At 64.5% G+C, this 22,237-nt stretch carries 20 protein-coding genes; 13 read left to right on the top strand and 7 right to left on the bottom strand.

Annotated features, from left to right (window positions below; translation table 11 throughout):
* Window positions 1-10 precede the first annotated feature (10 nt).
* The 7 genes from NGK62_RS21370 to NGK62_RS21340 form a co-directional block, all read right to left on the bottom strand.
* Window positions 11-823, bottom strand: a complete 813-nt coding sequence (locus tag NGK62_RS21370; RefSeq protein ID WP_023093947.1) for an ABC transporter ATP-binding protein — start codon at window positions 821-823, stop codon at window positions 11-13.
* Window positions 820-1,971 (bottom strand): MlaE family ABC transporter permease, encoded by a 1,152-nt coding sequence (locus NGK62_RS21365; protein WP_023093948.1) that lies wholly within the window; start codon window positions 1,969-1,971, stop codon window positions 820-822. The genes NGK62_RS21370 and NGK62_RS21365 overlap by 4 nt, the downstream gene beginning before the upstream one ends.
* A 67-nt stretch (window positions 1,972-2,038) precedes the next feature.
* Window positions 2,039-5,134 carry an efflux RND transporter permease subunit gene (locus NGK62_RS21360; protein ID WP_023093949.1) on the bottom strand — a complete coding sequence of 1,032 codons (3,096 nt, stop codon included), beginning with the start codon at window positions 5,132-5,134 and terminating at the stop codon, window positions 2,039-2,041.
* A complete protein-coding gene (locus NGK62_RS21355) occupies window positions 5,131-6,234 on the bottom strand; it encodes an efflux RND transporter periplasmic adaptor subunit (protein ID WP_023093950.1) in 1,104 nt (367 codons plus the stop codon). Before NGK62_RS21355 ends, NGK62_RS21360 begins: the two co-directional genes overlap by 4 nt.
* Window positions 6,235-6,355: 121 nt before the next feature.
* The gene (locus NGK62_RS21350; protein ID WP_251880223.1) at window positions 6,356-7,303 is read right to left on the bottom strand and encodes a TolC family protein; all 948 of its coding nucleotides are present in this window, start codon (window positions 7,301-7,303) and stop codon (window positions 6,356-6,358) included.
* Between the two features lie 104 nt (window positions 7,304-7,407).
* Window positions 7,408-8,493, bottom strand: a complete 1,086-nt coding sequence (locus NGK62_RS21345; protein WP_011913346.1) for an IS5-like element ISPst12 family transposase — start codon at window positions 8,491-8,493, stop codon at window positions 7,408-7,410.
* A gap of 70 nt (window positions 8,494-8,563) precedes the next feature.
* Entirely contained in the window at window positions 8,564-9,148 is a 585-nt protein-coding gene (locus NGK62_RS21340) for a TolC family protein (protein WP_251880221.1), read from the bottom strand.
* A 147-nt stretch (window positions 9,149-9,295) separates the two neighbouring features.
* Here NGK62_RS21340 and NGK62_RS21335 point away from each other — a divergent pair, with 147 nt between their 5' ends.
* The 13 genes from NGK62_RS21335 (at window position 9,296) to NGK62_RS21275 (ending at window position 22,222) form a co-directional block, all read left to right on the top strand.
* Complete coding sequence (locus tag NGK62_RS21335; RefSeq protein ID WP_023093952.1) at window positions 9,296-9,985, top strand: response regulator; 690 nt, start codon at window positions 9,296-9,298, stop codon at window positions 9,983-9,985.
* Window positions 9,982-11,190, top strand: a complete 1,209-nt coding sequence (locus tag NGK62_RS21330; protein ID WP_023093953.1) for a sensor histidine kinase — start codon at window positions 9,982-9,984, stop codon at window positions 11,188-11,190. The genes NGK62_RS21335 and NGK62_RS21330 overlap by 4 nt, the downstream gene beginning before the upstream one ends.
* Window positions 11,191-11,706: 516 nt before the next feature.
* Window positions 11,707-12,720 carry a lipid A deacylase LpxR family protein gene (locus NGK62_RS21325; RefSeq protein ID WP_044305238.1) on the top strand — a complete coding sequence of 338 codons (1,014 nt, stop codon included), beginning with the start codon at window positions 11,707-11,709 and terminating at the stop codon, window positions 12,718-12,720.
* 331 nt (window positions 12,721-13,051) lie between these two features.
* On the top strand, window positions 13,052-14,374 hold the full coding sequence (locus NGK62_RS21320) for an ISL3 family transposase (RefSeq protein ID WP_251880219.1): 1,323 nt from the start codon (window positions 13,052-13,054) through the stop codon (window positions 14,372-14,374).
* Window positions 14,375-14,460: 86 nt separating this feature from the next.
* Window positions 14,461-15,258: a DUF1269 domain-containing protein gene (locus NGK62_RS21315; RefSeq protein ID WP_023093955.1), complete on the top strand. Its 798-nt coding sequence runs from the start codon at window positions 14,461-14,463 to the stop codon at window positions 15,256-15,258.
* A 169-nt stretch (window positions 15,259-15,427) separates the two neighbouring features.
* On the top strand, window positions 15,428-16,573 hold the full coding sequence (locus NGK62_RS21310) for an AI-2E family transporter (RefSeq protein ID WP_055312169.1): 1,146 nt from the start codon (window positions 15,428-15,430) through the stop codon (window positions 16,571-16,573).
* A 33-nt stretch (window positions 16,574-16,606) separates the two neighbouring features.
* Entirely contained in the window at window positions 16,607-17,539 is a 933-nt protein-coding gene (locus NGK62_RS21305) for a LysR family transcriptional regulator (RefSeq protein WP_023093957.1), read from the top strand.
* The gene (locus NGK62_RS21300) at window positions 17,536-17,814 is read left to right on the top strand and encodes an EexN family lipoprotein (protein ID WP_023093958.1); all 279 of its coding nucleotides are present in this window, start codon (window positions 17,536-17,538) and stop codon (window positions 17,812-17,814) included. The genes NGK62_RS21305 and NGK62_RS21300 overlap by 4 nt, the downstream gene beginning before the upstream one ends.
* Before the next feature lie 236 nt (window positions 17,815-18,050).
* A complete protein-coding gene (locus NGK62_RS21295) occupies window positions 18,051-20,054 on the top strand; it encodes a conjugal transfer protein TraG (RefSeq protein WP_023093959.1) in 2,004 nt (667 codons plus the stop codon).
* The gene (locus tag NGK62_RS21290; protein WP_023093960.1) at window positions 20,051-20,515 is read left to right on the top strand and encodes a ribbon-helix-helix protein, CopG family; all 465 of its coding nucleotides are present in this window, start codon (window positions 20,051-20,053) and stop codon (window positions 20,513-20,515) included. The genes NGK62_RS21295 and NGK62_RS21290 overlap by 4 nt, the downstream gene beginning before the upstream one ends.
* Window positions 20,512-21,564: a P-type conjugative transfer ATPase TrbB gene (gene trbB / locus NGK62_RS21285; protein ID WP_023093961.1), complete on the top strand. Its 1,053-nt coding sequence runs from the start codon at window positions 20,512-20,514 to the stop codon at window positions 21,562-21,564. The genes NGK62_RS21290 and trbB overlap by 4 nt, the downstream gene beginning before the upstream one ends.
* Window positions 21,561-21,953: a TrbC/VirB2 family type IV secretion system protein gene (locus NGK62_RS21280; RefSeq protein WP_023093962.1), complete on the top strand. Its 393-nt coding sequence runs from the start codon at window positions 21,561-21,563 to the stop codon at window positions 21,951-21,953. The genes trbB and NGK62_RS21280 overlap by 4 nt, the downstream gene beginning before the upstream one ends.
* Window positions 21,950-22,222, top strand: coding sequence for a VirB3 family type IV secretion system protein (locus NGK62_RS21275; RefSeq protein WP_023093963.1), 273 nt, complete (start codon window positions 21,950-21,952; stop codon window positions 22,220-22,222). The genes NGK62_RS21280 and NGK62_RS21275 overlap by 4 nt, the downstream gene beginning before the upstream one ends.
* The last annotated feature ends 15 nt before the right edge of the window (window positions 22,223-22,237 follow it).

The following is a 22,237-nucleotide window of genomic DNA, read 5'->3' as shown; positions in this document are numbered from 1 at the left end:
GACCCGCGCATCACGGCGGCGCCGCGCTCGTGGATCCGGCGCGCGCCTGCGCCGCCGCGCGGCCGCGCGGTCCGTGGAAATAGGCCTGGATCCAGGGGTGGTCGAAGCGCTCCACCACCTCGATGCTGTCATTGACAAGCACCTGCCGATTGGCAAGCACCGCCACGCGATCGCAGATCGTGTAGAGCGAGTCCAGGTCATGGGTCACCAGGAACACGGTCAGCCCCAGCGCATTGCGCAAGGTCAGAATCAGCTGGTCGAACGCGGCTGCGCCGATCGGGTCCAGTCCTGCCGTCGGCTCGTCCAAGAATAGGATGCCCGCGTCCAAGGCTAGCGCCCGCGCCAAGGCCGCACGCTTGACCATGCCACCCGACAGGGATGCCGGCGACTTGTCGCCGGCATCCGGTGGCAGGCCAGCCAGCGCCAGCTTGCTGCGCGCCAGGTGCTCGGCCTGGGCACGCGGCAGGCCGGCGTGCTCGATCAGCGGCAGGGCGACGTTCTCGGTCACGCTCAGCGACGAGTACAGGGCACCCTTCTGAAACAGGATGCCGAAGCGCCGTTCCAGATGCGTGCGCGCTGCGCCGTGGAGCTGCAGCAGATCCAGGCCTTCGATGCGGACCACGCCGGCATGCGGGCGCTGAAGACCAACGATGCTACGCAGCAGGACCGATTTGCCGGTGCCCGAACCGCCGACGACACCCAGGATTTCGCCACGCCGAACGTCCAAGTCCAGGTTCTGGTGCACCTGCTGCTCGCCGAAGCGGTTGTCCAGCGCGCGCACCTCGATGGCATGAGTTGCCGTTCCGTTCGAAAGGCCGCTCACCAGCCCATCTCCATGAAGAACAGCGCCGCCAGCGCGTCGAGCAGGATCACGACGAAGATCGACTGCACCACGCTCGAGGTGGTGTGGTCGCCCACCGACTGCGCGCTTCCGGAGACCTTGAAACCCTCGTGGCAGCCGATCGCGGCGATCATGACGGCGAAGAACGGTGCCTTGCTCAGCCCGACCAGAAAATGCCGCACCTCGATCTTGTCCTGCACTATGGCCAGGAACTGCGCCAGCGAGATGTCGAGACTCAGCACGCAGACCGCGGCACCGCCAGCGATGCCCGCCAGAACGCCCACCAAGGTCAGCAGGGGCAGCGAGACCAGCAGTGCCAGCACCCGCGGCAACACCAGCAGCTCGATTGGGTTCAACCCTCCCGAGCGCAGCGCGTCGATCTCCTCGTTCGCTTTCATCGAGCCGATCTGTGCGGTGTAGGCGCTGGCGGTGCGCCCGGCGATCAGGATCGCCGGTAGCAGCACGCCGAACTCGCGCATGAACGAGAACGCGACCAGGTGCACGGCGAAGATGCTGGCGCCGAAGTTGGCCAGCACGGTTGCGCCGAGGAAGGCGACCACGGTACCGACCATGAAACTCAGCAGGGCGACGATGGGCACAGCATCGACAGCGACACGCTGGATCTGCGCGACCACCGCAGTCAGCCGCCAGCGCCGCGGGTACGGCGCAATGCGCAGCCAAGTCTCCAGGATCTGGCCGACGAAGCCGGCCAGATCCAGTAACGAATGCAGCCCCCGCTCGGCCGTTGCGCCGATGCCCGCGATGCCGCGCAGCCATGCAGGCGCGGAATCGAGCGCAGGGTGCCCCGCGACCTGTTGGGCCTCCGCAGCGTCCACCAGCACCTCCAGCAGGGCTCGGCGTTCCGGCTCCAGCCGTGGATCGGCGCGCAGGTGCTCGCGCGCCAGCACTGGGCCGAGCATCTCGACCAGCAGCGCCGCGCCCGCGGTGTCGAGCTGGCGGACCTGCGTCCAGTCTAGGAACGGCACCGCGCGCTGCGCACCGGGGTTTGCGCGCGCGTCGGATACCAACGTGGCCAATCGGCCGTAGTGCTCGATCGTCCAGTCGCCGCCGGCAATCCAGGCCGCGTGTCCGTCAGCGTTGGCCTCGCGGCGTAGCCATGCCTGCGTCATCGCAAAGCCTCCTGGTCGTGGCGCAACGCGGACCGGAGTCGGCGTGCATGCATGGCGGAGGGGAAACTCATGCGGTCGCTTCCCCATTCGTGGACTTGCCGCCGCTGCGCACGCGCAGCGAGAACAGCAGGTCGTACAGGATCGGAATCAGGCCCAGCGTCACCAGTGTTCCCAGCGCTAGGCCGCCGATCATCGTGATCGCCATGCTGGTCCACAGGGGACCGCCGAACAGCATCAGTGGGATCAGGCCGACGATGCAGGTCAGCTTGGTCATCACGATCGGGCGCAGCCGCATCACAGCCGCCGAGATCACCGCCTCGCGCCGCGCCAGGCCCGAGGCCAGTTCAGCCTCGATGCGCTCGAGCAGGAGTACAGCGTTGTTGACGATGATGCCGGCCAGCGCCAGCAGGCCGAAGGTGGCGATGAAGCCGAACGGGTAGCCGGTCAGCAGCAGCGCCAGGGCCGCGCCGATCAGCACGAACGGGATGCTCGCCACCACGATGAACAGCTTGCGGAAAGAATTGAATTGCCACACGAACAACAGCAGGATCATGATCAGCGCATGCGGCATGAACTGCAGCAGCGACTGGTTGGCTTCAGCCGAATCCTCTATCTCGCCGCCAAGTTCGATGCGGTAGCCCGGCGGCAGCTCGATCGCATCGATCTGCGGCGCGATCTCGGCGACGATTCCATTGGCGGTCATGCTGGGATGGCGGCCGGTGACCGTCAGCGTGCGCACCAGGTTGCGGCGCATGATCGTTGAGGGCTCGCTCGCCGTGGAGACCAACGCGATCGCCGATAACGGTAGCGGCGCGCCGCCCGCGCCGGGATAGACCAACGTATCGGCCGGGCTGCCCGCGGCATCGCGCTCGCGCGCATCGCCGCGCAACACGATCGGCGCAGCCACGCCGTTGTCGCGGATCAGCGAGGCCTGCAGGCCGCTGTAGCGCAGTTGCAGTGCTTGGGCCACGTCTTCGCTGCTGATGCCGGCGCGGCGCGCCTTGAGCTGGTCGACCTCGACCACGTAGCGCGGCACGCGCGGCAACCAATCGTCGTAGACGTCCTGAATACCAGGCAACCCGCGCAGCGCCGCGGCGATGCGCTCGCCCGTCTCGCGCAGCACCGCCTCGTCCGGGCCGACCACGCGGTAGATGGCCACGCCGGCCTCGGTCGCACCCAGCGGGAAGCGTTTGGGCTCGGCGCGAGCCTGCGGAAACGCCTCGCGCATGTACCGATGGGTGCGGTCGATCACCTGCTCGATGTCGGTGCCCTGCGCGACGCTGACGGTGAAGTAGGCGATGTTGCTGCCCGGCAGCGGGGGATTCAGGCCCAGCACGATGCGCGGACCGCCGTCGGCGACGTAGCCGATGCTATCGGTCACCTCTGGATTGACCTTGTCGTCGGCGAACCAGCGGCTCATCGCCTCCACCGTGCGCAGGGTTTCGCGCGAGTCGCTACCAGGTTGCAGGGTCACCGGCATCTGGAACTGCAGTCGGTCGGACTTGGGCAGGAAGTCGTAGGGGATCGACGCCAGCACAACGCCGGCGCCGGTCAGTAGCACCAGCATGGTGCCGATGAACAGCGCCTTGTGGTCCAGCACCCGGGTGATGATCCGGCGGTAGCCGCGGTAGAAGCGCGAATCGTACTGGCCAGCACCCTCGCCGTGGGACGGATGCACCTTGGCGAAGTACAGGCACAGCAGCGGCGTCACCGTGATGCTCAGCAGCCAGGAGCCGAGCAGGGTCAGGCCGAGTACGATCGGCAGCGAACGCAGGTATTCGTTGGTGGCGGTCTGGCCGATGAAGAACGGCGAGAACGCCATCACGATCACCAGCGAGGAGGTCAGCAGCGGCACCGCCAGCGTGCGGCCGGCCTCGATACATGCATGGCGGCGCTCTTCGCCGGCGGCCAACCGTCGTTCGATGTCCTCGGCGATGACGATCCCGTTGTCCACCAGCAGGCCGAGAGCCATGATGATGGCCGCGATCGATACCGTCTGCAGTTCCACGCCCAGCGCGCGCATGGCGATCAGTGCGCCGAGGATGGTCAGCGGCACGATCGCGCCGACGATCAGACCGGTGCGCCAACCCAGAAACAGCATCACGACGACCATGACGATCAGGATTGTCTCGCCCATGACCTGGTGCATGCGGCCCATCTCGCGCGCGACCACGTCGGCCTGGAAGGTGACCACGTGCTGCTCGAAGCCGGCCGGCAACTGCCGTGCGGTCTCTTCCAGCTTAGTACGCAGCTGCGCACCGAAGTCGCCGATGTTGTAGCCGGTGGCCATCGACACCGCGACCACCACCGCCGGCATGCCCTCGTAGACCGCGGCGCTCTCGGGCGGATCGGCCGGCATCACCTCGATCCGGGCAAGATGTCCCAGCGGCACCTCGCGCGTACCGCCCGCACCGGATGTGTCCGACACCGAGACCAGAAAGTGGCGCAACTCCTCGGTGCTGCGCAACTCGCCGGAAGTGGCCACCGTCATCGCCAGCCCCGAAGCCGACACCAGCCCACCGGGCGCGACCACGTTCTGCGCCTGCAACTGCTGCATCACCGAGGCCGGGCTCAGCCCGGCCTCGACCAGGCGCCCGCGATCGAACGCCACGTAGACCCGGTCTTCCTGCAGGCCATAGAATGTCACCCGCTCGACGCCAGGCAAGGTATGCAACTGCGCGCGCAGGTCGCGTAGCGGCTCGCGCATCTCGCTCATGCCGAAGCCCGGCGCGGTGACAGCGATCGAGGCCACCGCCACCCGTCCGAAGTCGTCGTCGACGAACGGCCCGAAACTGCCGGCTGGCAGGGCCTGGCCGGCCTCAGCCGACTTGGCGCGGACGCGCTGCCACAGCGCCGGCAGGTCCTTGACGTGGTCGTAGGCGGTGAGCTGGATAGTCGCGGTGCCGGGCCGCACCGTGGTGACGATCCTCTTGAGGCTGCCGATCTCGCGCAGGCGCTCCTCGACCGGCTTGGCCAGCAGGGCCTCGACCTGTTCGCTGGGCATGCCGGGATGCGAAATCGTCACCAATGCATCGCGAATCGTGACCGTAGGTTCTTCCTGTGAAGGAAATCCGAGAAAGGTGACGATGCCGCCGACCAGTACCATCAGCGCGGCGAACAGGGTCAGGCGGCTGGCACCGAGGGCCGAATGGGTCAGCTTCATGGGCGCCCCGCTTCATTCAGGCGCGAAGCGGAGCGGAACGGCAGCACCGCTTGGCCGTCGCTGAGGAAGGCGCCGCCAGCGGTGACCACCTGGTCGCCTGGCTGCAGGCCGGCGGTCACGCGCACGCGCTCGCCTTCGACCGAGCCGAGTTCGACGCGGCGGCGGGTCACGGTGCCCACCTTGGTATCGTAGACGTACACCGCATCCTCGCCCTGTTGTCCGACTACCGCCTGCAGTGGCACCGACAGGTCGACTGCGGACTCATTCGAAAGCGCGAGCAGCAGGCTGTCGCCGCTGCGCAGCGGTACCGAGGCCTCGGTCACGTCGAAGATTGCCTGGACGCTGGCACCGCCTTCCAGCCGTGAGGAGACGCTTCGCAAGCGCAGCTCGAACGTCGCCTGCGGCGCGTCCGAGCGCATCGCCCGCACCAGCGCGCCTGGCGCCAGGCCCTGCGCGACCGAGCTCGGCAGCGTCGCCAGCGCCTGCGGCTGGCCCTGGCCCTCGACCTGCAGCACGGTCTGCCCGACCAAGGTATCGGCCTGGGGCTGCAATTGGCGGGCCACCACGCTGCCGTCGAACGGCGCACGCAGCTCGCTCTGGCGCAGCGCGCGTGCAGCCAACGCGCGGTCGGATTCGGCCACGCGCAATTGCGCCCGTGCCGAGTCGTCGGCGACCTGGGCGCTGGTCAGCGTCGCTTGCGAAATCGCTCCGTCCTCGAACATCGCTTGCTGTTGTTGCAATTGGATCTGCCGTTCCCTGGCCTGCACGGTGGCCGCGCGCAGGTTCGCCTCGGCCTGTGCCAGCCGCAGCCGCGCCGGCTCGGCGTCCAGACGCGCAAGCACCTGGCCCTTGCGCACGCGGTCACCCACGTCCACGGCGATCTCGGCGATGCGCCCACCGTTCTCGAACGCCAATTCCGCGCGCTGCTCCTGGCGCAGGGTGGCGACGAAGCGCGAGGCGGCGGCGGCCGAACCGGCCCCGACGGCCTCCAGCTTGACCGTGCGCAGCGGTTCGGGCGCGGGCGTGTCGGGACTGCAGGCCGACAGCAGTAGTGTCGCGACCAGCAGGCCGGCGGGGACAATGGAGCGCGCAATGGGCATAAGGCTACCTCCGGTCGCCTGCGCGCCGGTCTGAAGGGGGGAAGGGATAGTCGGCGCCGCTGTCCAGGTGGAGCAATCCGGCACGGGCGAAAAGCGAAGCGTCATTGGTCGGGGTCCTCTCTCAAAGCCGGGCGGGCAGTTCGACGCCGTAGAAGGCCCTGAACAGTGCGATGCGGCTTAGCGCCAGATCGCGCTGAGCGTGCAGGTGGTCGAGCGTGGTGCGGGTCGCCTCGATACGGTCGGCCAGCAGGTCCTGGCGATCCGCCAGCCCGCGCGAGACGCGGCGCTCGGCGCGTTCGAGACGCAGCGCCGCGAGCCGATCCTGCTCGCGCAACTGGGCTTCGGACACGGCGAAGGTGGCGCGGGCGTCGAGCGCGTCGGCGACTTCGCGGAATGCGGCCTCGATGCTGCGCTCGTACTCGATCACGCCGGCGTGCCTGCGGGTCCAGGCCAGGTCGAGGTTGGCGCGGTTGCGGCCGAAGTCGAAGATCGGCAGCACCAACTGCGGCATGAACGACCAGCTGCGGCTGCCCGAGCTGAACAGATCGTCCAGCGAGTTGCTGGCGCTACCCAGCGAGGTGCTCAGGCGGATCGAGGGAAAGAAGGCTGCGCGGGCTGCGCCAATGTTCGCATTGGCCGCGCGCAGCTCGGCCTCGGCCTGGCGGATGTCGGGACGCTGCAGCAGCACCTTCGAATCCAGATCGCGCAGTGCCGCCATTGCGTCGGGCGCCTCGGCGAGCGGTGCCAGCGGGCCGGGTGCCACCTCCGCATCGAATCCGGTCAGCAGCTGCAACGCCCGCCGCGCTGCTGCGGCATCGTCGCCGGCGCGCAGTGCGGCCACCTGCGCCTGCTCGGTGGCGGCACGCCGGCGGTCCAGCGCGTCGCGTGCGATCAGCCCGATGTCGTACTGCCCTTGCGCGATCTCCAGCAGCGCCGCGTTGTCCGCATGCACGGCCTGCAGGCGCTGGTGCGCCTGCGTCGCCGCGCAGACCAGCGCATAGGCCCTTAGCAGGCCGTTGAAAAACTCGGCTTCAACTGCCCCAACCCGTCCGGTTTGGCGCTTTTTCAAGCGCTTTGGCCTAACGGAGTCCACACAAGGCCTGACTTCAGGCCTTTTTGACAGGTTTCAGCACCACGTTCACGCCTTTCGGCGTTTTTTGGGCGTAACTCGCCCTATACATGCGATCCTCGCCACCAACCCGACAGGCTACCCAGTCGGATCAGGTTGTAGACCGAGAAACCCAGCAATAACTGAGCACTCAGCTTGGCGCGACCGATCAGCTTGGTCTTGCGCAGGCCGCCAACCGTCTTCAGCCAGCCAAAACCTTCTTCGATCCGCTTGCGGATCTTCTGGCTGGCGGCATACCCCGGATGCCGCGTGGTGCGCCCATCGATGGCGCTGCCCTTGCGCTTCTGCGCCACATGCGGTGTCACTTTCAGCTCGCGCGCCCTCTGCACGAAACGCTTCTGGTCGTAATTCTTGTCTGCACCTACCGTGCTGCCCGGCTTGGCCGTGCGCTCCAGCATCTCCAGCGCCGCCTCTACCTCGGCACGTCCATTGAACTCGGTGCATTCCACATCCACGATCAGACCGTTGCGGTGCTCCATCATCGTGTGGGCCATGTGCGCCAGACGACTGGCATCGCCATTGCTCTTGCGCGCCAGCCGGGCCTCGGGATCGCTGGTCGATTGGTGGGTCGCGTTGCTGCGCTTCTCGCCCTTGAAGTCGGCATCGGGGTTGCGCGTGCCATCCTCCGGTGGGTCGCCGCCATCCTTCTTGATAAAGGACTTGTGCGAGGCCCAGGCGTCGATCAGCGTGCCATCGACGCTGAAATGCTCGTTGCTGGCGTACTCGGACCATGCGGCCAGCGACTTGATGCGCTGGAAGAACAGCCGCGCTACATCCTGGTTGAACAAGCGGTCACGGTTCTGGCTGAAGGTCGAGTGATCCCACATGCGCTCGTCCATCGACAAGCCGACGAACCAGCGAAACAGCAGGTTGAAATCAATCTGCTCGACCAACTGCCGCTCGGAGCGAATGGTGTAAATCACCTGCAGCAACGAGGCGCGCAGCAGCCGCTCCGGCGCAATCGAGGCCCGTCCCAGGGTGGAGTACAGCCCGTCGAAGTCCCGATCCATCGAAGCCAGAACGGTATCGACCAGGCCTCGCAGGGGACGCAGCGGGTGATCGTTCGGGATGCGCTGCTCCAGCGTCGTATAACTGAACAGCTCGTTTTGTTTGAGGTCGAGTCCACGCATCGGCTTGGGCTGGCTTCGGCAGAAGAGGATGGCCGCCATTTTGCCAGAGCCACGCGGGCTCTGGCTTTTTTCAACGGCCTGTTAGTACCTCGGCGACCAACGCGCCGCGCGCTGCCTCCTGCCCAGCCTCGCTGGCTAGATAATGTTCGCGAGCGGCATCGGATAGCGACTTCAGTCGTCCGAATACGTCCAGTTCGTAGTCGCTGATGGCGATGCCGGCACGCGACAGATCCTGCTGGTAGCGCTCGCGTAGCGCGGGATCGTCGAAGCTCTGTCGGGTCTGCTGCGCATCGATACCGGCCGTGGGCAGGCGCGCAGAGCGCTCGACGCGGTATTGCGCGCGCGCCTGCTCGACCCGAAGCGCCGCAAGTCGATAGTCGGCGTTGTGCGCCAGAGCGCGCACTACCAGCGGCGCCAGGGCGCCGTCGGGCGTCAGGGCGCCCAGGAACTCACGCTCCTGATCCGTCAGCGCCGCGGGCGCGGCCTGCTCTGCGGCGGTGGCGGCCGCTGCAGCGCGAAGCTGCCCGAACGTCGCCGGTACTGCCTGCGGCGGCCGCTCATAATGCGGTGCCATCGAGCATCCAGCGAGCCACGGCGCGGCCAGCACGGAGGCCATCAACCAGGCCGGGACATCGCCAGACAATTTTGGGAACATGCGAATTCTCCAGCGTGTTACAAGAATCGGTGTAGGTTGCCTTCGGGACTTGAAGGGATGTTTCGGGTTTTTTTTAGATTTGATTAAGAAGCGCCGCTTCGCGCCCAGCGCGATCACGTGGCGCATGCACGAGCGAGTGGAGTCAGCATGTCTCAACAGAAAATACTGGTCGTCGAGGACGATCTGGACAGCGCCAGCATCCTGGAGGCCTACCTGCACAAGGACGGCTTCCAGGTCAGCAAGGCACACGACGGCGCGCAGGCCCTGCAGTTGCACGCACAGTGGCGCCCCGACCTGGTCCTACTGGACGTCATGCTGCCCAAGGTCAGTGGTACCGACGTGCTCTCCGCTATTCGCCGTGTTGGCGACACGCCGGTGATCATGGTCACCGCCATCGGCGACGAGCCGGAGAAACTCGGCGCACTGCGCTACGGCGCCGACGACTACATCGTCAAGCCCTACAGCCCAAAGGAAGTGGTGGTTCGCGTGCACGCAGTGCTGCGCCGCGCACGCCCCTCGCCGCGGCCCGATGGTCTACTGCGCCACGGCAACGTCGTAGTCGATACCGGTGCGGTTTTGGCCAGCGTGGAGGATGCATCGGGACAGCCAATTCCGCTGTCCCTGACGCCTGCCGAGTTCAACCTACTGGCCAAGCTGTTGAAGACGCCGTTCAAGGCCTTCACCCGTCATGAACTGCTCGACGCCTGCTTGCCCGAAAGCGATGCACTGGAGCGGTCCGTCGACGTGCACATGCACAACCTCCGCCGCAAGCTAGAACAGCGTGGTGTGAGCGGCGTACTGATGACAGTACGTGGCGTCGGATACCGTTTCCAATGAAGCTGCGTACGCTGCTGTGGCCGCGCCGGCGTCCGGGCTCGCTATGGTGGTGGTTCGGTCTGCGCATGAGCGCGCTGGCCGTAGGAACCGTGTTGGCGGTGGCGATCGGCATGTGGGCGTACTTCGACATCGCCGATACGCTAACACTGCGCCAGGCACCGCCGGAGACGCGCCAGGAGATCGAGCGGCTGCGTGAGGATCCTCGCGGCAATGAGCCTCGGCTGTGGGAGCTGATGGAGCGCTACCACAACATCGAGCGATTCGGCCCCGGCCTGACCAATCCTGACTGGCTGATGTTGGCCGTCATGGTCGTCGTCGCAATCCCTGTCGTCATCCTGGTCGGGCTGTGGTTGTCGCGACCACTTTCGCGTCAGTTCGTACTGATCGCAGAAGCAGCCCGCAGAGTCAGTGAAGGCCATTTCGGTAATCGCGTCGATGCGGTGACTACCGCACCCGACGAATTGGCGGGCCTTGTGCGCAACTTTAACGACATGACCACGCGGCTACAGCAGTACGAGCGCGAGGTGCGTGACTCCAGTGCGATGCTGGCGCACGAATTGCGCACGCCGCTCAACGCGGCCATGGGCCGTGTCCAAGGCATGATGGATGAGGTCTTCCCGCTGGAGCAGGATCAGCTTGGTGCGATTCTTCGCCAGCTCGAGCAGATCAACCGGCTGGTGGGCGATCTACACCTGGTTTCTCTGGCGCGTGCCGGGCAGCTCCCGCTCGAAATGGACAGCTTCCCGCTGCAGGAACTGATTGCGGAGCGGCTGGAATGGGCCGCAGCTGACCTGGATCGAGCAGGCATTAAGCCGGTTGTGTCGGCTGCGACCCATATCCAACTGTATGCCGACCGAGATCGCATAGGGCAGGTACTGACGATTCTCGTCGAGAATGTCCTGCGTTACGCGGCGCGCGGCAAGACACTGGAGATCGACGCAAATAGTACGCCGTTGGGCACAACGATTACCGTCTCGGACCACGGGCCTGGCGTCGCACCAGAACATCTTCCCGCGATGCTCGACCGCTTCTGGCGCGCCGAAACCTCGCGAGCGCGTCATTCCGGTGGAAGCGGACTTGGCCTGGCGATAGCTGCGGCCGTCTGCCGGGCACACGGGGGCGAGCTGGAATGCGGCAATCGTAGCGCTGGCGGCTTGATCGTAAGCGTGCGCCTGCCGACGCGGACTTTTGTCTCGACCGGTTGACCTGAGACCTGAAGTAAGCGGACGAAAGTCGTGGCGAATACTGAGCTACGAATTGGCGAGCTGGCTATTAGGGAATGCGCCGGCCCAGTCAAGTGCTTCTGGCAACTGCCAGTCTCGTCGAGAGACTTATCCAGCATTGGACAACGGCAGCAAGCGGATCTGAATTCATCTCTCAACTGATCGGCCTTTTTACCGGTGTGCGAAGCCGCGCAGTTCGTCACCAAAGGTGTGCTGGTAGCCAGTCACAACATCGATTGCGGATAGGGCTGCATGTGCTGCGCGTACTGTTTGATGGTGTCCTGACGCAATCCATGCCTAACGAAAGGTCAACCATATCCAAAGAAAATCTTTAAATTCCACGCGCATGCTCGCCACGCTCCGAAAGCAAGCTGCCGTGCAATGCTCATCCCGTCCCTGCTTCTGCCGCCCCGGCAGGCAATCCAGCCCGCACTTCTGGAGCGAGCCGGCAGTTTCCATCGCGCCACCGCGCCCGCTCGGGGGTTGTTCTTACTCTCCGTGCTGTGCTGGGTCTCGACGGCACTGGCCAGCGAGCCATGCCAAGCTCCCGCCACCCCCAGAAGTGCGAGCACGCTCAACCTGCGCATGGACAACGACCTGCTCGGCGGCACCGGCCAGGATCAGGGATATTCCAACGGCATATTGGCGACGCTGGTCTCCCCTAACCTAGCAGATCAAGCGAATTCGACCTGCCTGCCGGGCGTGGCGCGCTGGCTCAGCCAGCAGTTTGCCGAACGACAATCATCGACCATCGATGAATGGCATCTCACTGCCGGATTCGGCCACCTGATGTTCACGCCCACGGAGCGAAAGCGGCGGGGCCTGATTGCCAGCGACCGCCCCTACGCCGGGGCGCTGATGTTCAGCTTGGGATACAGCGCGCGCACGGGTGATGTCCTGCGGACGTCCCAGTTGCGCGTCGGCGTGGTAGGCCCCTCGGCCAAGGCTGGCGAAGTACAGAACGCGCTGCACCGCGTCATCGGTGCTGACAGCTCTCTTGGCTGGGACAATCAATTGCATGACGAGCCCGTGATCCAACTGATTCACGAGCGGCGAGAGCGTCTGCGCAGCAGCTCCTCGTCCCAGGCTTGGCAGTGGGACGCCATCGGGGCGGTGGGTGGCAGCATTGGCAACTTCGCGACTGCCGCCCATGCAGGGATGGAACTGCGCCTGGGCACTGAGTTGTCGGACGACTTCGGCATGGCGCCGCTGCGTCCGGCCGGTGAGAACACCACAGCCTTTCAAACTCTCGCGGATGGCATGTGGCGTAGCCACCTGTTCCTGTCCCTCGATGCCCGCTGGGTGATGCGCGACATCACACTCGATGGCAATACCTTCCGCAACAGCCACAGCGTCGATAAGCGCCCCTTCGTCGCCGACATCGGCTACGGCATCGCGGCCGACCGCGGGCGCTGGCGGATCGCCTTTGCACGTTATCACCGCACCCGCGAGTTCGCAGGGCAGCGACAACGACCGGTCTTTGGTAGCGTCACCTTCACCCGAGGCTTCTAAGGAACAGTTCGAGACATCCAGAGGTTATCGTCCCAGCGCCGCATTCGCGCCGTGCAATGGCAAGCGACTTAACAAAATCCAAAAGAATCCCAAAAGAATTCTTCAAGCAAGCCCGGCAGGCTGCTACGGCGGACAGATGCACAAACGCACAACGTGAGGCGGAAGAAGCTTGGGCACGACCTGGTCGTTTCGTCCGCCGACAAGCGTTTGTCATGGTTGCCGCAAAGCCGACCATAAAGGGCTCTATGCCGTTTCCAGTGGAAATTGACTTCTCAACAAACATGATCTGCGGTGGTACAACCGCCCGACACTGACGCCGACCTCGCACCCGATGAACAACCAGATCGAAGCCCTCTTCACCACCGCACTTGGCCTGCAGCCGCCCTGGCACGTCGCCAAGGTCGAGCTCAACACGGCCAGGCGGCGCATCGACTTCGAGGTCGAGCACACCGGCAAGCGTGCAGCCTGCCCTGCGTGCGGGGTCGAGCATCAGTTGATCCATGACCGGGTGCGCCGCAGTTGGCGACACCTGGATTTCTTCCAGTTCGAAGCGTGGTTGCATGCTGAGGTGCCGCGCGTGCAGTGCTCGGGCTGCGGCAAGACCGCGCAGTTGCCGGTGCCGTGGGCACGCGAGGGCAGTGGCTTCACGTTGCTGTTCGAGGCGCTGGGCCTGTCGCTGTGCCGGGAATTGCCGGTAGCCCAGGCCGCCAATCAGATGCGGGTTGCGCCAAAGCGGCTGTGGCGGCGGGTGCGCCACTATGTCGAGGTGGCCCGTGCCAAGGACGACATGTCGGGCGTGCGCCACGTGGGCATTGACGAGACCAGCGTCAAGCGTGGGCACCAGTACATCACCGTGGTGCATGACCTGGCGGCCAAGCGCTTGCTGTTTGCCTGCCCCGGTCGTGACCATCAAACCTTGGGGGCCTTTTCCGATGACCTGCGTGCGCACGGCGGCGATCCGGCCAGGATCGAACACGCCTGCATCGACATGAGCGCGGCCTACGCCAGGGGGATTGGCCAGTCGCTGCCCAACGCGCAGATCAGCTACGACCGCTTCCACGTCGTGGCGCTTGCCAATGCGGCGATGGATGAGGTGCGACGCGAAGAGATGCGAACCTCGGCGGCGGCGGTCCGCGAGGCGGTCGGCGCAGACAGCAAGAAGACCCTTCGCCAGTTGCTGTGGGGCATGCGCAAGGACGCGGCGCGTTGGACCCGCGCGCAGTTCGAGGCAATGCACTGGCTGCAGCGCTCGAACCTGAAGAGCGCGCGGGCCTGGCGGCTCAAGCAGGCCCTGCGGCTCGTCTACAGCGAGGCGCGCGACAGTAACAGCGAAGCGATCGCCCTCGGGGCACTGACGAAGTGGATGAGTTGGGCGCGACGTTCGCGGCTCGAACCGTTCAAGCGCCTTGCAGCCACGTTGAAGGAACATCTCGGTGGCGTCGTGCGCGGCATGCTCGATGGGCGCAGCAACGCCTACGTCGAGGCGATGAACGGCCTGCTTCAGAAAGCGAAGACCGCTGCCCGAGGCTTCCGGGACCCCGAGAACTTCATCGCGATTGCCTACCTGCGCATGTCCAAGCTCGAGCATCTACCACAAAGCCCCTTGGTGCCGGCTATCCCCCGCGACTACGGGCGCTACCGTCATGTTTGTTGAGAAGTCAATTTCCACTGGAAACGGCATAGAGCCCCATAAAGTCGCATCCGATTTGCAGACTCCGGACATACTACCAAGGCGGACACATGAACAAATTTGTAGCCATCATTTTTCCAGATGAAGCGCGGGCCTACGAAGGGGTCCTGGCGCTTCGCGAGCTGCATCGAGAGGGCAGTATCCTCCTTTACGGCGAAACGGTAGTCGTCAAGGACGAAGCCGGCAAGCTCTCGATCAGGGAAGCCAAGTCGGCGGGCGGGCTTGCAACCACGATTGGCGCAGTTACTGGTGGTCTTCTCGGCTTGCTGGCAGGTCCGTTCGGCACAATCGCAGGACTGACCGGCGGCGCGCTTCTCGGCGGGCTTAAAGATATATTCGATGCTGGAATTTCTGGGGATTTTATCAAGGTCATCTCCGAAGAACTTACGCCTGGCAGGAGCGTGGTCATTGCCGAAATCGATGAGGGCTGGACTTCGCCCCTTGATATTCGCATCGCCCCTCTAGGCGGCGTGGTGGTGCGTACGTTCCGTCACGAAGTCGAGGAAGCCCAGATCCGACGCGAGATCAATGACATCACGAACGAATTGACGTACCTACGCGAGCAACTGCTCCAAGAGGGTAAGCATGCTGGCACAGAACTAAAGGTGCGCATCGAACTGTTGGACAAATCCTTGGCCGAAGCCAGCAAGCGAATTCAAGGGAAGGCCAAAGCTCTTCGCGAAGAAACGGAGGCTGTAATCGTCTCATTACAAGCGCAGGCCGAGGGGGCTGTCGAATCGGCTGGAAAGCGGATTGAACAACGCATTGCCGATATCCAGGAAGACTACGATAAGCGCGCTGCCAAACTCGAACAGGCTTGGGAACAAACCAAGGCCGCGCTGAGATAGCGGCAAAGAAAGCGATCGTCTAAATCGTTGCCCATTGCGCTCTAACGACCCGCGCGGTCGTCGTGGTGGAAGTGCTCGCAATTCTCCTTCTCCAGTTGGATGAGGTCGCTGGCAAGCTGGTTTCAATCCCTCCCGATCCGAGGGAAAGGAGGTCGAGCCAGATGTATGGATGAAATGTGTTAATGAAAAAATACGCAATGGACATCAGGTCGATATGCAATTAGTGAACCTAAAGGATCGGTCGTTCATTCTCGCGCTGATCGTAATTACGCTGCTCTTCGGCCTACTGCTATGGCCGTTCTACGCAGCAATCTTTTGGGCGACGGCGCTAGCAGTGCTGTTCTGGCCGCTCTACGAGCGCATCTTGTCATCGATGCCTCGATCCCCGGCACTGGCATCTCTTTTGACCATAGTAGCGTGCGTGCTGCTCGTAGTGGTTCCGCTTGCACTGGTCGCTATATCTGCTGCGCAGGAAGTAGTGCAACTCTACGATCACCTACTGGCTGATGGCGGCAGCGGCATCGAAGCCCGTATACATCAGGCCGTAAAGACGGCTCCTCCTTGGTTGCGGGCGTGGCTGGAACGGATGGGCCTCAACCAGTTGGATGGCATCCGCGGCAACACAGTACAGATCCTCGAACAAGCGCTGCAATTCATCGCCTCGCACGCCGTCGCAGTTGGTCAAGATACGCTGCGGCTTGCAGTGAGCTTCACGTTGATGCTCTACCTTCTTTTCTTTGCTTTCCGTGATGGAACGAAGGTGGTCGAGAATTTACGTGACGCATTACCAATCGAGCGCAGCTACTTGGGTGAGTTGGGGCTTCGGTTCGAGAACATGGTGAAAGCGACGATTAAGGGAAGCCTGATGGTCGCGGGCATCCAGGGTGCGCTTGGAGGCGTGCTGTTCTGGTTGCTCGGAATCCAAGGAGCAGTTTTGTGGGGTGTCGTAATGGCAGTGCTGTCACTAATCCCCGTGCTGGGGGCGTGGTTGGTCTGGGGGCCGGTGGCACTTTATCTTCTAGCAACGGGTGAAGTGGCAAAAGCGGCTCTTATGGCCGCGTTCGGCGCCGGTGTAATCGGATTAATCGACAACATCCTGCGACCGATCCTCGTTGGTAAGGAAGCTCGCATGCCGGATTATATCGTCCTGCTATCCACTCTCGGTGGAATCTCGCTTTTTGGATTGACCGGTCTCGTCGCTGGACCGGTTATCGCGGCCTTTTTTATGGCGGCCTGGTCATTGTTTGTCGCAGGAAACACAAGTGGCGAATCCAGCACTCCGCATGCTTCAGCCGAGCCCGAGAATTCGGGGTAGAGATTAACTCCCGGGTATGGCGAGACCATGACAATGGAACTACGACACCTTCGCTATTTCCTTGCCGTAGCCGAAGAATTGCACTTCGCCCGTGCGGCTGAGCGGCTGCATATTGAGCAATCGCCGCTGTCGCGCGCCATCAAGGAGCTTGAAGAAGAACTGGGCGTGATTCTGCTTGCCCGCACCACTCGCAGCACACGACTTACTCGTGCCGGAAAGTTATTTATGGATCATGTGCCGCGCGTCTTCGCAGCATTGCAGCAGGCTCGCGATAGCGTGCAAGCAGCTGCGAACGGCTTCCACGGGCAGTTGCGCGTGGCTCTTTCCGATGGCATCACCCCGTCGCGTTTGCCGGGGCTCTTGGCGCTGTGCCGCCAAGAAGAGCCAGAGGTTGAGCTTCGGTTCTTCGAGGTGCCTCTATCGCAGCAGATCAAGGGACTGCATGATGACCTCTATGACGTGGGTTTCGCGCAGTCCGACGAAGTGGGCGACAGAGTTGTCGCCATGCCGGCCTGGAGCGATACGCTTATGGTGGCGGTGCCTGCGCGGCACCCTCTGTTGGTCCACAAGCGCATCCCTTTGGATGCGCTGTTGCGTTACCCGCTAGTGCTATGCGATCCACAGGTGTGCGAGGGTCATGCCAAGCACGTCGAACGTGTGCTGCGTCGGACAGGCATGGAGCCGTTGATAGCCGAGCGTGTGGCCTCCTGCGATCTGATGATGGCGCTGGTATCCGCAGGCTTCGCGTTGGGTCTGACGGGCGAGGCGCACATTTCCACCAGTCGCGAAGCGGGCGTTGTGGCACGGCCGCTTGCATCGCGTGTGCCGCCGCTGACGACCTACTTGCTGCGCCTTGAGGGCGATCCATCCGATGAGATCTCGCGCTTCATCGAGCGAGTGAAGGCCATCCAGTCGCCAGAGTCTCCCAAGCATCGACCTGATTCCCCGGGAGCGCTTGCGCCATGAAAAGGATCATCCCGCTTTTGCTGGTGACCGCGATGACTGCCTGCGGCCAGTCCGAAGCGCCTCAGAAGATCAACGCTTCCGAAGCGAATATTCCAACAGTGGAAGAGCTTGCGGCCAATCCTGAACGGCTCAAGGAACTGCGCCAGCACTGCAAGACTGACCGCCCAAAGTTGGGTGGCGTGCTGTGCAACCGGGTGGCCGAAGCTACGCGCAAGCGGTTCTATGGCGACGGCGAAACGCCATACACGCCTCCGAAGGAACCGCCCAAGTTCTGATCGTTGTCGGTTCGACGCATCATCTTCATTCTCCTGTTCGACACGCCGCAATGCGTCTTCGCTTGCGGCGCTTTTCTTTGACTCGCCACTGCACTCATTCTTTCTTTTTTCTTGACTTTTCTGCTCAACACGGTCTTTGACCAGCACTGACTTGACACCGAACCTGACGCCTGCGGCACGCCCCTGTGCCGCGATCTCCATGAGGAATCAGCGCAGGAGAAATCGGAGGCCAGGTCATGCAAGGGACGAACGTGCTGTTTGGTCAGATCGCCGTGGTGCTCGGCATCGTGATCGCCGGAGTGTGGGCCGCCACACAATGGACGGCAGCGGCCCTTGGCTATCAAGTACGCCTTGGCTCGCCCTGGTTCGACTTTCTTGGCACGTCGATCTACCACCCGTGGAAACTGTTTGAGTGGTGGTTCTTCTTCGGCGCCTATGCACCGGAGGTCTTCGACACCGGCGGCGCGATTGCCGGCGCCAGCGGCATGGCCGCCGTGGGCGTCGCCATCGCCATGTCGGTCTGGCGCTCGCGTCAAGCACGCATGGTCACAACCTACGGCTCTGCGCGCTGGGCGAACGCACAGGACATTCGCAAGGCTGGCCTCACACAGCCTGCCGGCGTGTTCCTGGGCCAGCATGATCGCCAATACCTGCGTCATGAAGGCCCGGAACACGTCCTGACCTTCGCACCCACGCGCTCGGGCAAGGGCGTTGGCCTCGTGGTGCCGACGCTGCTGTCATGGCCGGCCTCCGCCGTCATCCACGACATCAAGGGCGAGAACTGGCAGATCACCGCCGGCTGGCGCTCGCGCTTCTCGCACTGCCTGCTGTTCAACCCGACCGATGTGCAGTCGGCGGCCTACAACCCGCTGCTGGAGGTTCGACGCGGCGCGCATGAAGTTCGCGACGTGCAGAACATCGCGGACATTCTCGTTGACCCCGAAGGCGCGCTGGAGAAGCGCAACCATTGGGAGAAAACCAGTCACGCGCTGCTGGTCGGGGCCATCCTGCATGTGCTCTATGCGGGCGAAGACAAGACGCTGCGCGGCGTCGCCAACTTCCTGTCCGACCCGGCCAGCCCGTTCGAGCTGACTTTGCATCGGATGATGACCACGCCCCATCTGGGCAATGGGCCGCATCCTGTCGTCGCTTCGGCGGCGCGCGAAGTACTCAACAAGTCGGACAACGAGCGTTCCGGCGTGTTGAGCACCGCCATGTCGTTTCTCGGCCTGTACCGTGATCCGACCGTGGCCGCAGTCACGTCGCGCTGCGACTGGCGCATCGCTGACCTGATCGCTGCCGAGCATCCGGTGTCGCTGTATCTGGTGGTGCCGCCTTCGGACATTTCTCGGACGAAGCCGCTCATTCGCCTGATCCTCAACCAGATCGGTCGGCGCCTCACCGAATCGCTCGATGGCTCCGACGGCATCGAGCGTCGCCACAAGCTGCTGCTGATGCTTGATGAGTTCCCGGCGCTGGGACGCCTGGACTTCTTTGAGACGGCGCTGGCCTTCATGGCCGGCTACGGCATCCGCAGCTTCCTCATCGCGCAGTCGCTCAACCAGATTGACAAGGCGTATGGGCAAAACCACTCCATCCTCGACAACTGCCATGTGCGCGTGACGTTCGCCACGAACGACGAGCGCACCGCCAAACGGATCTCCGAGACGCTGGGCACGGCCACCGAGCTGCGCGCCCAGCGCAACTACGCGGGCCACCGACTCGCGCCGTGGCTCGGGCATCTGATGGTGTCGCGCCAAGAAACAGCGCGCCCGCTGCTGACGCCGGGCGAGGTGATGCAGCTTCCGCCTGACGAGGCGGTGGTGATGGTGTCCAGCGTCGCGCCGATCAAGGCCAAGAAGCTGCGCTACTACGCGGACAGCAATTTCAAGCGCCGTGTGCTGCTGCCTCCCGCGCTCGCGGACGGGCAGTACGCGGACGTGCCGCCGTTGCGTCTGGACGACTGGAGCGGCCTGGCGATTCCCGCCGTGCCCGTTGCGCCGGCGTCCGATACCGCCGAGGGCTTCGCTGCCTCTGCCGACGACGGCGGCCCGCGCCGTCAGCCCGAACTCTCCGAAACCGTCGCCTACGCCCCTGAGCTGGCCGCGCCTGCGGCCGACCTCGCGCTGCTCGATGACGACGACGACCTGCCGCTTCCCCTTCCTCGCCAGCTTGACCCATCCATGCAGCGCACGGCGCGGCTGGCTTCCCTCGACCCCAACGACGGAATCGAGCTATGAGCCACTACCGCCTCAATCTGTTCATCCAGCCTGAGCACGCCAAGCGGCTCGATGAACTGGCTGCCAAGAAGGGCGTGTCCAAGTCGTCCATCGTCGCGGCGGCGCTCGCATCGTGGCTGTCGCCCGATGCCGGCGACCAGCGCGAAGCGGCCATTTCCAAACGGCTTGATCGCCTCTCGCGCCAGGCCGAGCGCATGGAGCGCGACCAGAACATCGCCATCGAAACGCTGGCGCTGTTCATTCGCTACTACCTGACCGTGAGCACGCCGGTTCCCGAGGCGCATCAAGACGCGGCACGCGCGCAGGGCAAAGTGCGCTTCGAGCAGTTCACCGAGCAGCTTGGCCGCCACCTGCTGCGGGGCCGCAGCCTGGTTCGTGACGTGGTGGAGGAACTGCATCCCGATCCGATGCGGATGGAGGACGCGGCGGCAGCCGCGCAAGCGCAGGAGCGTGCTTCATGAGCGCCGCTCCGCAGTCCATGAGCGCCACGTCGCTCGACCGGCGCATCCAGATGCTGCGCACGGCGATGGGGCCGCTGATCGCCGCCGCGCTGGAAGACCCGGACGTGGTGGAAATCATGCTCAACCCCGATCGCACCCTTTGGGTGGATCGCCTGTCGTCGGGTCGTGCGCCGATCGGTGTGGAGATGCCCGAGGCCGATGGCGAGCGGATCATCCGCCTCGTCGCGGCCCATGTGGGCGCGGAAGTCCATCGCGGCCAGCCGCTGCTATCCGCCGAACTGCCCGAAACCGGCGAACGCTTCGAGGGCATCTTGCCGCCCGCCGCGCCAGGGCCGGCCTTCGCGCTGCGGAAGCGCGCCATCGGCGTGATCCCGCTGGAGCGGTACGTCATCGACCAGATGATGACCGCCGCCCAGGCGGGCTTTCTCGTTCGCGCCGTGCGCGAGCGGCAGAACGTCCTGATCGCCGGCGCCACCAGCAGCGGCAAGACCACGCTCGCCAATGCGCTGCTGGCCGAGATCGCCGCCACGGGCGACCGCGTGCTGGTGCTTGAAGACACGGTGGAGCTGCAATGCGCGGCCCGTGACCACGTTCCGCTGCGCACCCGCGCAGGCGTGGTATCGATGACCGAGCTGGTTCGCTCGTCCATGCGCCTGCGGCCTGATCGCGTCGTCGTTGGCGAAGTGCGCGGCGCCGAGGCACTGGATCTCATCAAGGTGTGGGGCACAGGCCATCCGGGCGGCATCGCCACGATCCATGCCGGCTCCGCGCTCGGCGCGCTGCTGCGCCTGGAGCAACTGATTCTCGAAGTGGCGGTGAATCCGCCCCGTGCGCTGATTGCCGAGGCGGTCAACGTGGTGATCCACATAGCCGGACGCGGGCGCAAGCGCCGCATCGAGAGCATCGCCCGCGTCGTCGGCTTCGACGGCGTGGGCTACCAACTGGCGGACGCGCTGGAAACGCCGTTTCCCGAGCTGCCGCCACGTCCCGATGCCGCACCCGCTGCGGCGACTTCCCGATCCCCTCACTCACTTGGAGAACTGCCATGACGCAGATGACCATTCCTGCTTTCCGTGTTTCCGTAAATCCGCCTTCTCACTTGTCTAACTCTGCACGGCTGCGCTGCCTGGGCCGCCCTGCGGGGCAAGGACTGCTGCTGGCCGCGCTGCTGCTGTTCCTGGCTGGAACAGCACAGGCCGCCGGCTCCTCGATGCCGTGGGAAGGCCCGCTGCAATCCATCCTCGAATCCATCCAGGGGCCGGTAGCTCGCATCGTCGCCGTCATCATCATCATCGCCACGGGCCTCGCGCTCGCGTTCGGCGACACGTCTGGCGGATTCCGCAAGCTGATCCAGATCGTCTTCGGCCTGTCCATCGCTTTCGCGGCTTCCAGCTTCTTCCTGTCGTTCTTCAGCTTCTCCGGCGGGGCCGTCGTATGAGCGCCCCGGACGCCTTCACGGAAGGCTTCGAGGTGCCGCTGCATCGCTCGCTGACCGAGCCGATTCTGCTGGGCGGTGCGCCGCGCACCGTGGCGATCGCCAACGGCACGCTGGCTGCCGCGGTCGGCCTGGGCCTGCAACTGTGGATTCCCGGCGTGGTGCTCTGGATCGTCGGCCATTCGCTGGCGGTGTGGGGTGCGCGCGTCGATCCGCAGTTCATGCAGGTCTTTGCGCGGCACATCAAGCACCGCCCGCTGCTGGACGTGTGAGGGGAGGACGCCGCG

Origin of the sequence: Achromobacter sp. Marseille-Q4954 (genome assembly GCF_943737025.1) — a bacterium.
Taxonomy (GTDB): Bacteria; Pseudomonadota; Gammaproteobacteria; order Burkholderiales; family Burkholderiaceae_B; genus Achromobacter; species Achromobacter bronchisepticus_A.
The sequence above is the reverse complement of the archived record's forward strand: the minus strand, read 5'-3'. Positions and strand labels throughout refer to the sequence as shown.

Coding starts and splice junctions, on each gene's coding strand:
- NGK62_RS21365 (WP_023093948.1), bottom strand. CDS start 1,971: ATGACGCAGGCATGGCTACGCCGCGAGGCCAACGCTGACGGACACGCG.
- NGK62_RS21360 (WP_023093949.1), bottom strand. CDS start 5,134: ATGAAGCTGACCCATTCGGCCCTCGGTGCCAGCCGCCTGACCCTGTTC.
- NGK62_RS21355 (WP_023093950.1), bottom strand. CDS start 6,234: ATGCCCATTGCGCGCTCCATTGTCCCCGCCGGCCTGCTGGTCGCGACA.
- NGK62_RS21345 (WP_011913346.1), bottom strand. CDS start 8,493: ATGCGTGGACTCGACCTCAAACAAAACGAGCTGTTCAGTTATACGACG.
- NGK62_RS21340 (WP_251880221.1), bottom strand. CDS start 9,148: ATGTTCCCAAAATTGTCTGGCGATGTCCCGGCCTGGTTGATGGCCTCC.
- NGK62_RS21335 (WP_023093952.1), top strand. CDS start 9,296: ATGTCTCAACAGAAAATACTGGTCGTCGAGGACGATCTGGACAGCGCC.
- NGK62_RS21330 (WP_023093953.1), top strand. CDS start 9,982: ATGAAGCTGCGTACGCTGCTGTGGCCGCGCCGGCGTCCGGGCTCGCTA.
- NGK62_RS21320 (WP_251880219.1), top strand. CDS start 13,052: ATGAACAACCAGATCGAAGCCCTCTTCACCACCGCACTTGGCCTGCAG.
- NGK62_RS21315 (WP_023093955.1), top strand. CDS start 14,461: ATGAACAAATTTGTAGCCATCATTTTTCCAGATGAAGCGCGGGCCTAC.
- NGK62_RS21310 (WP_055312169.1), top strand. CDS start 15,428: ATGAAATGTGTTAATGAAAAAATACGCAATGGACATCAGGTCGATATG.
- NGK62_RS21305 (WP_023093957.1), top strand. CDS start 16,607: ATGGAACTACGACACCTTCGCTATTTCCTTGCCGTAGCCGAAGAATTG.
- NGK62_RS21300 (WP_023093958.1), top strand. CDS start 17,536: ATGAAAAGGATCATCCCGCTTTTGCTGGTGACCGCGATGACTGCCTGC.
- NGK62_RS21295 (WP_023093959.1), top strand. CDS start 18,051: ATGCAAGGGACGAACGTGCTGTTTGGTCAGATCGCCGTGGTGCTCGGC.
- NGK62_RS21290 (WP_023093960.1), top strand. CDS start 20,051: ATGAGCCACTACCGCCTCAATCTGTTCATCCAGCCTGAGCACGCCAAG.
- trbB (WP_023093961.1), top strand. CDS start 20,512: ATGAGCGCCGCTCCGCAGTCCATGAGCGCCACGTCGCTCGACCGGCGC.
- NGK62_RS21280 (WP_023093962.1), top strand. CDS start 21,561: ATGACGCAGATGACCATTCCTGCTTTCCGTGTTTCCGTAAATCCGCCT.
- NGK62_RS21275 (WP_023093963.1), top strand. CDS start 21,950: ATGAGCGCCCCGGACGCCTTCACGGAAGGCTTCGAGGTGCCGCTGCAT.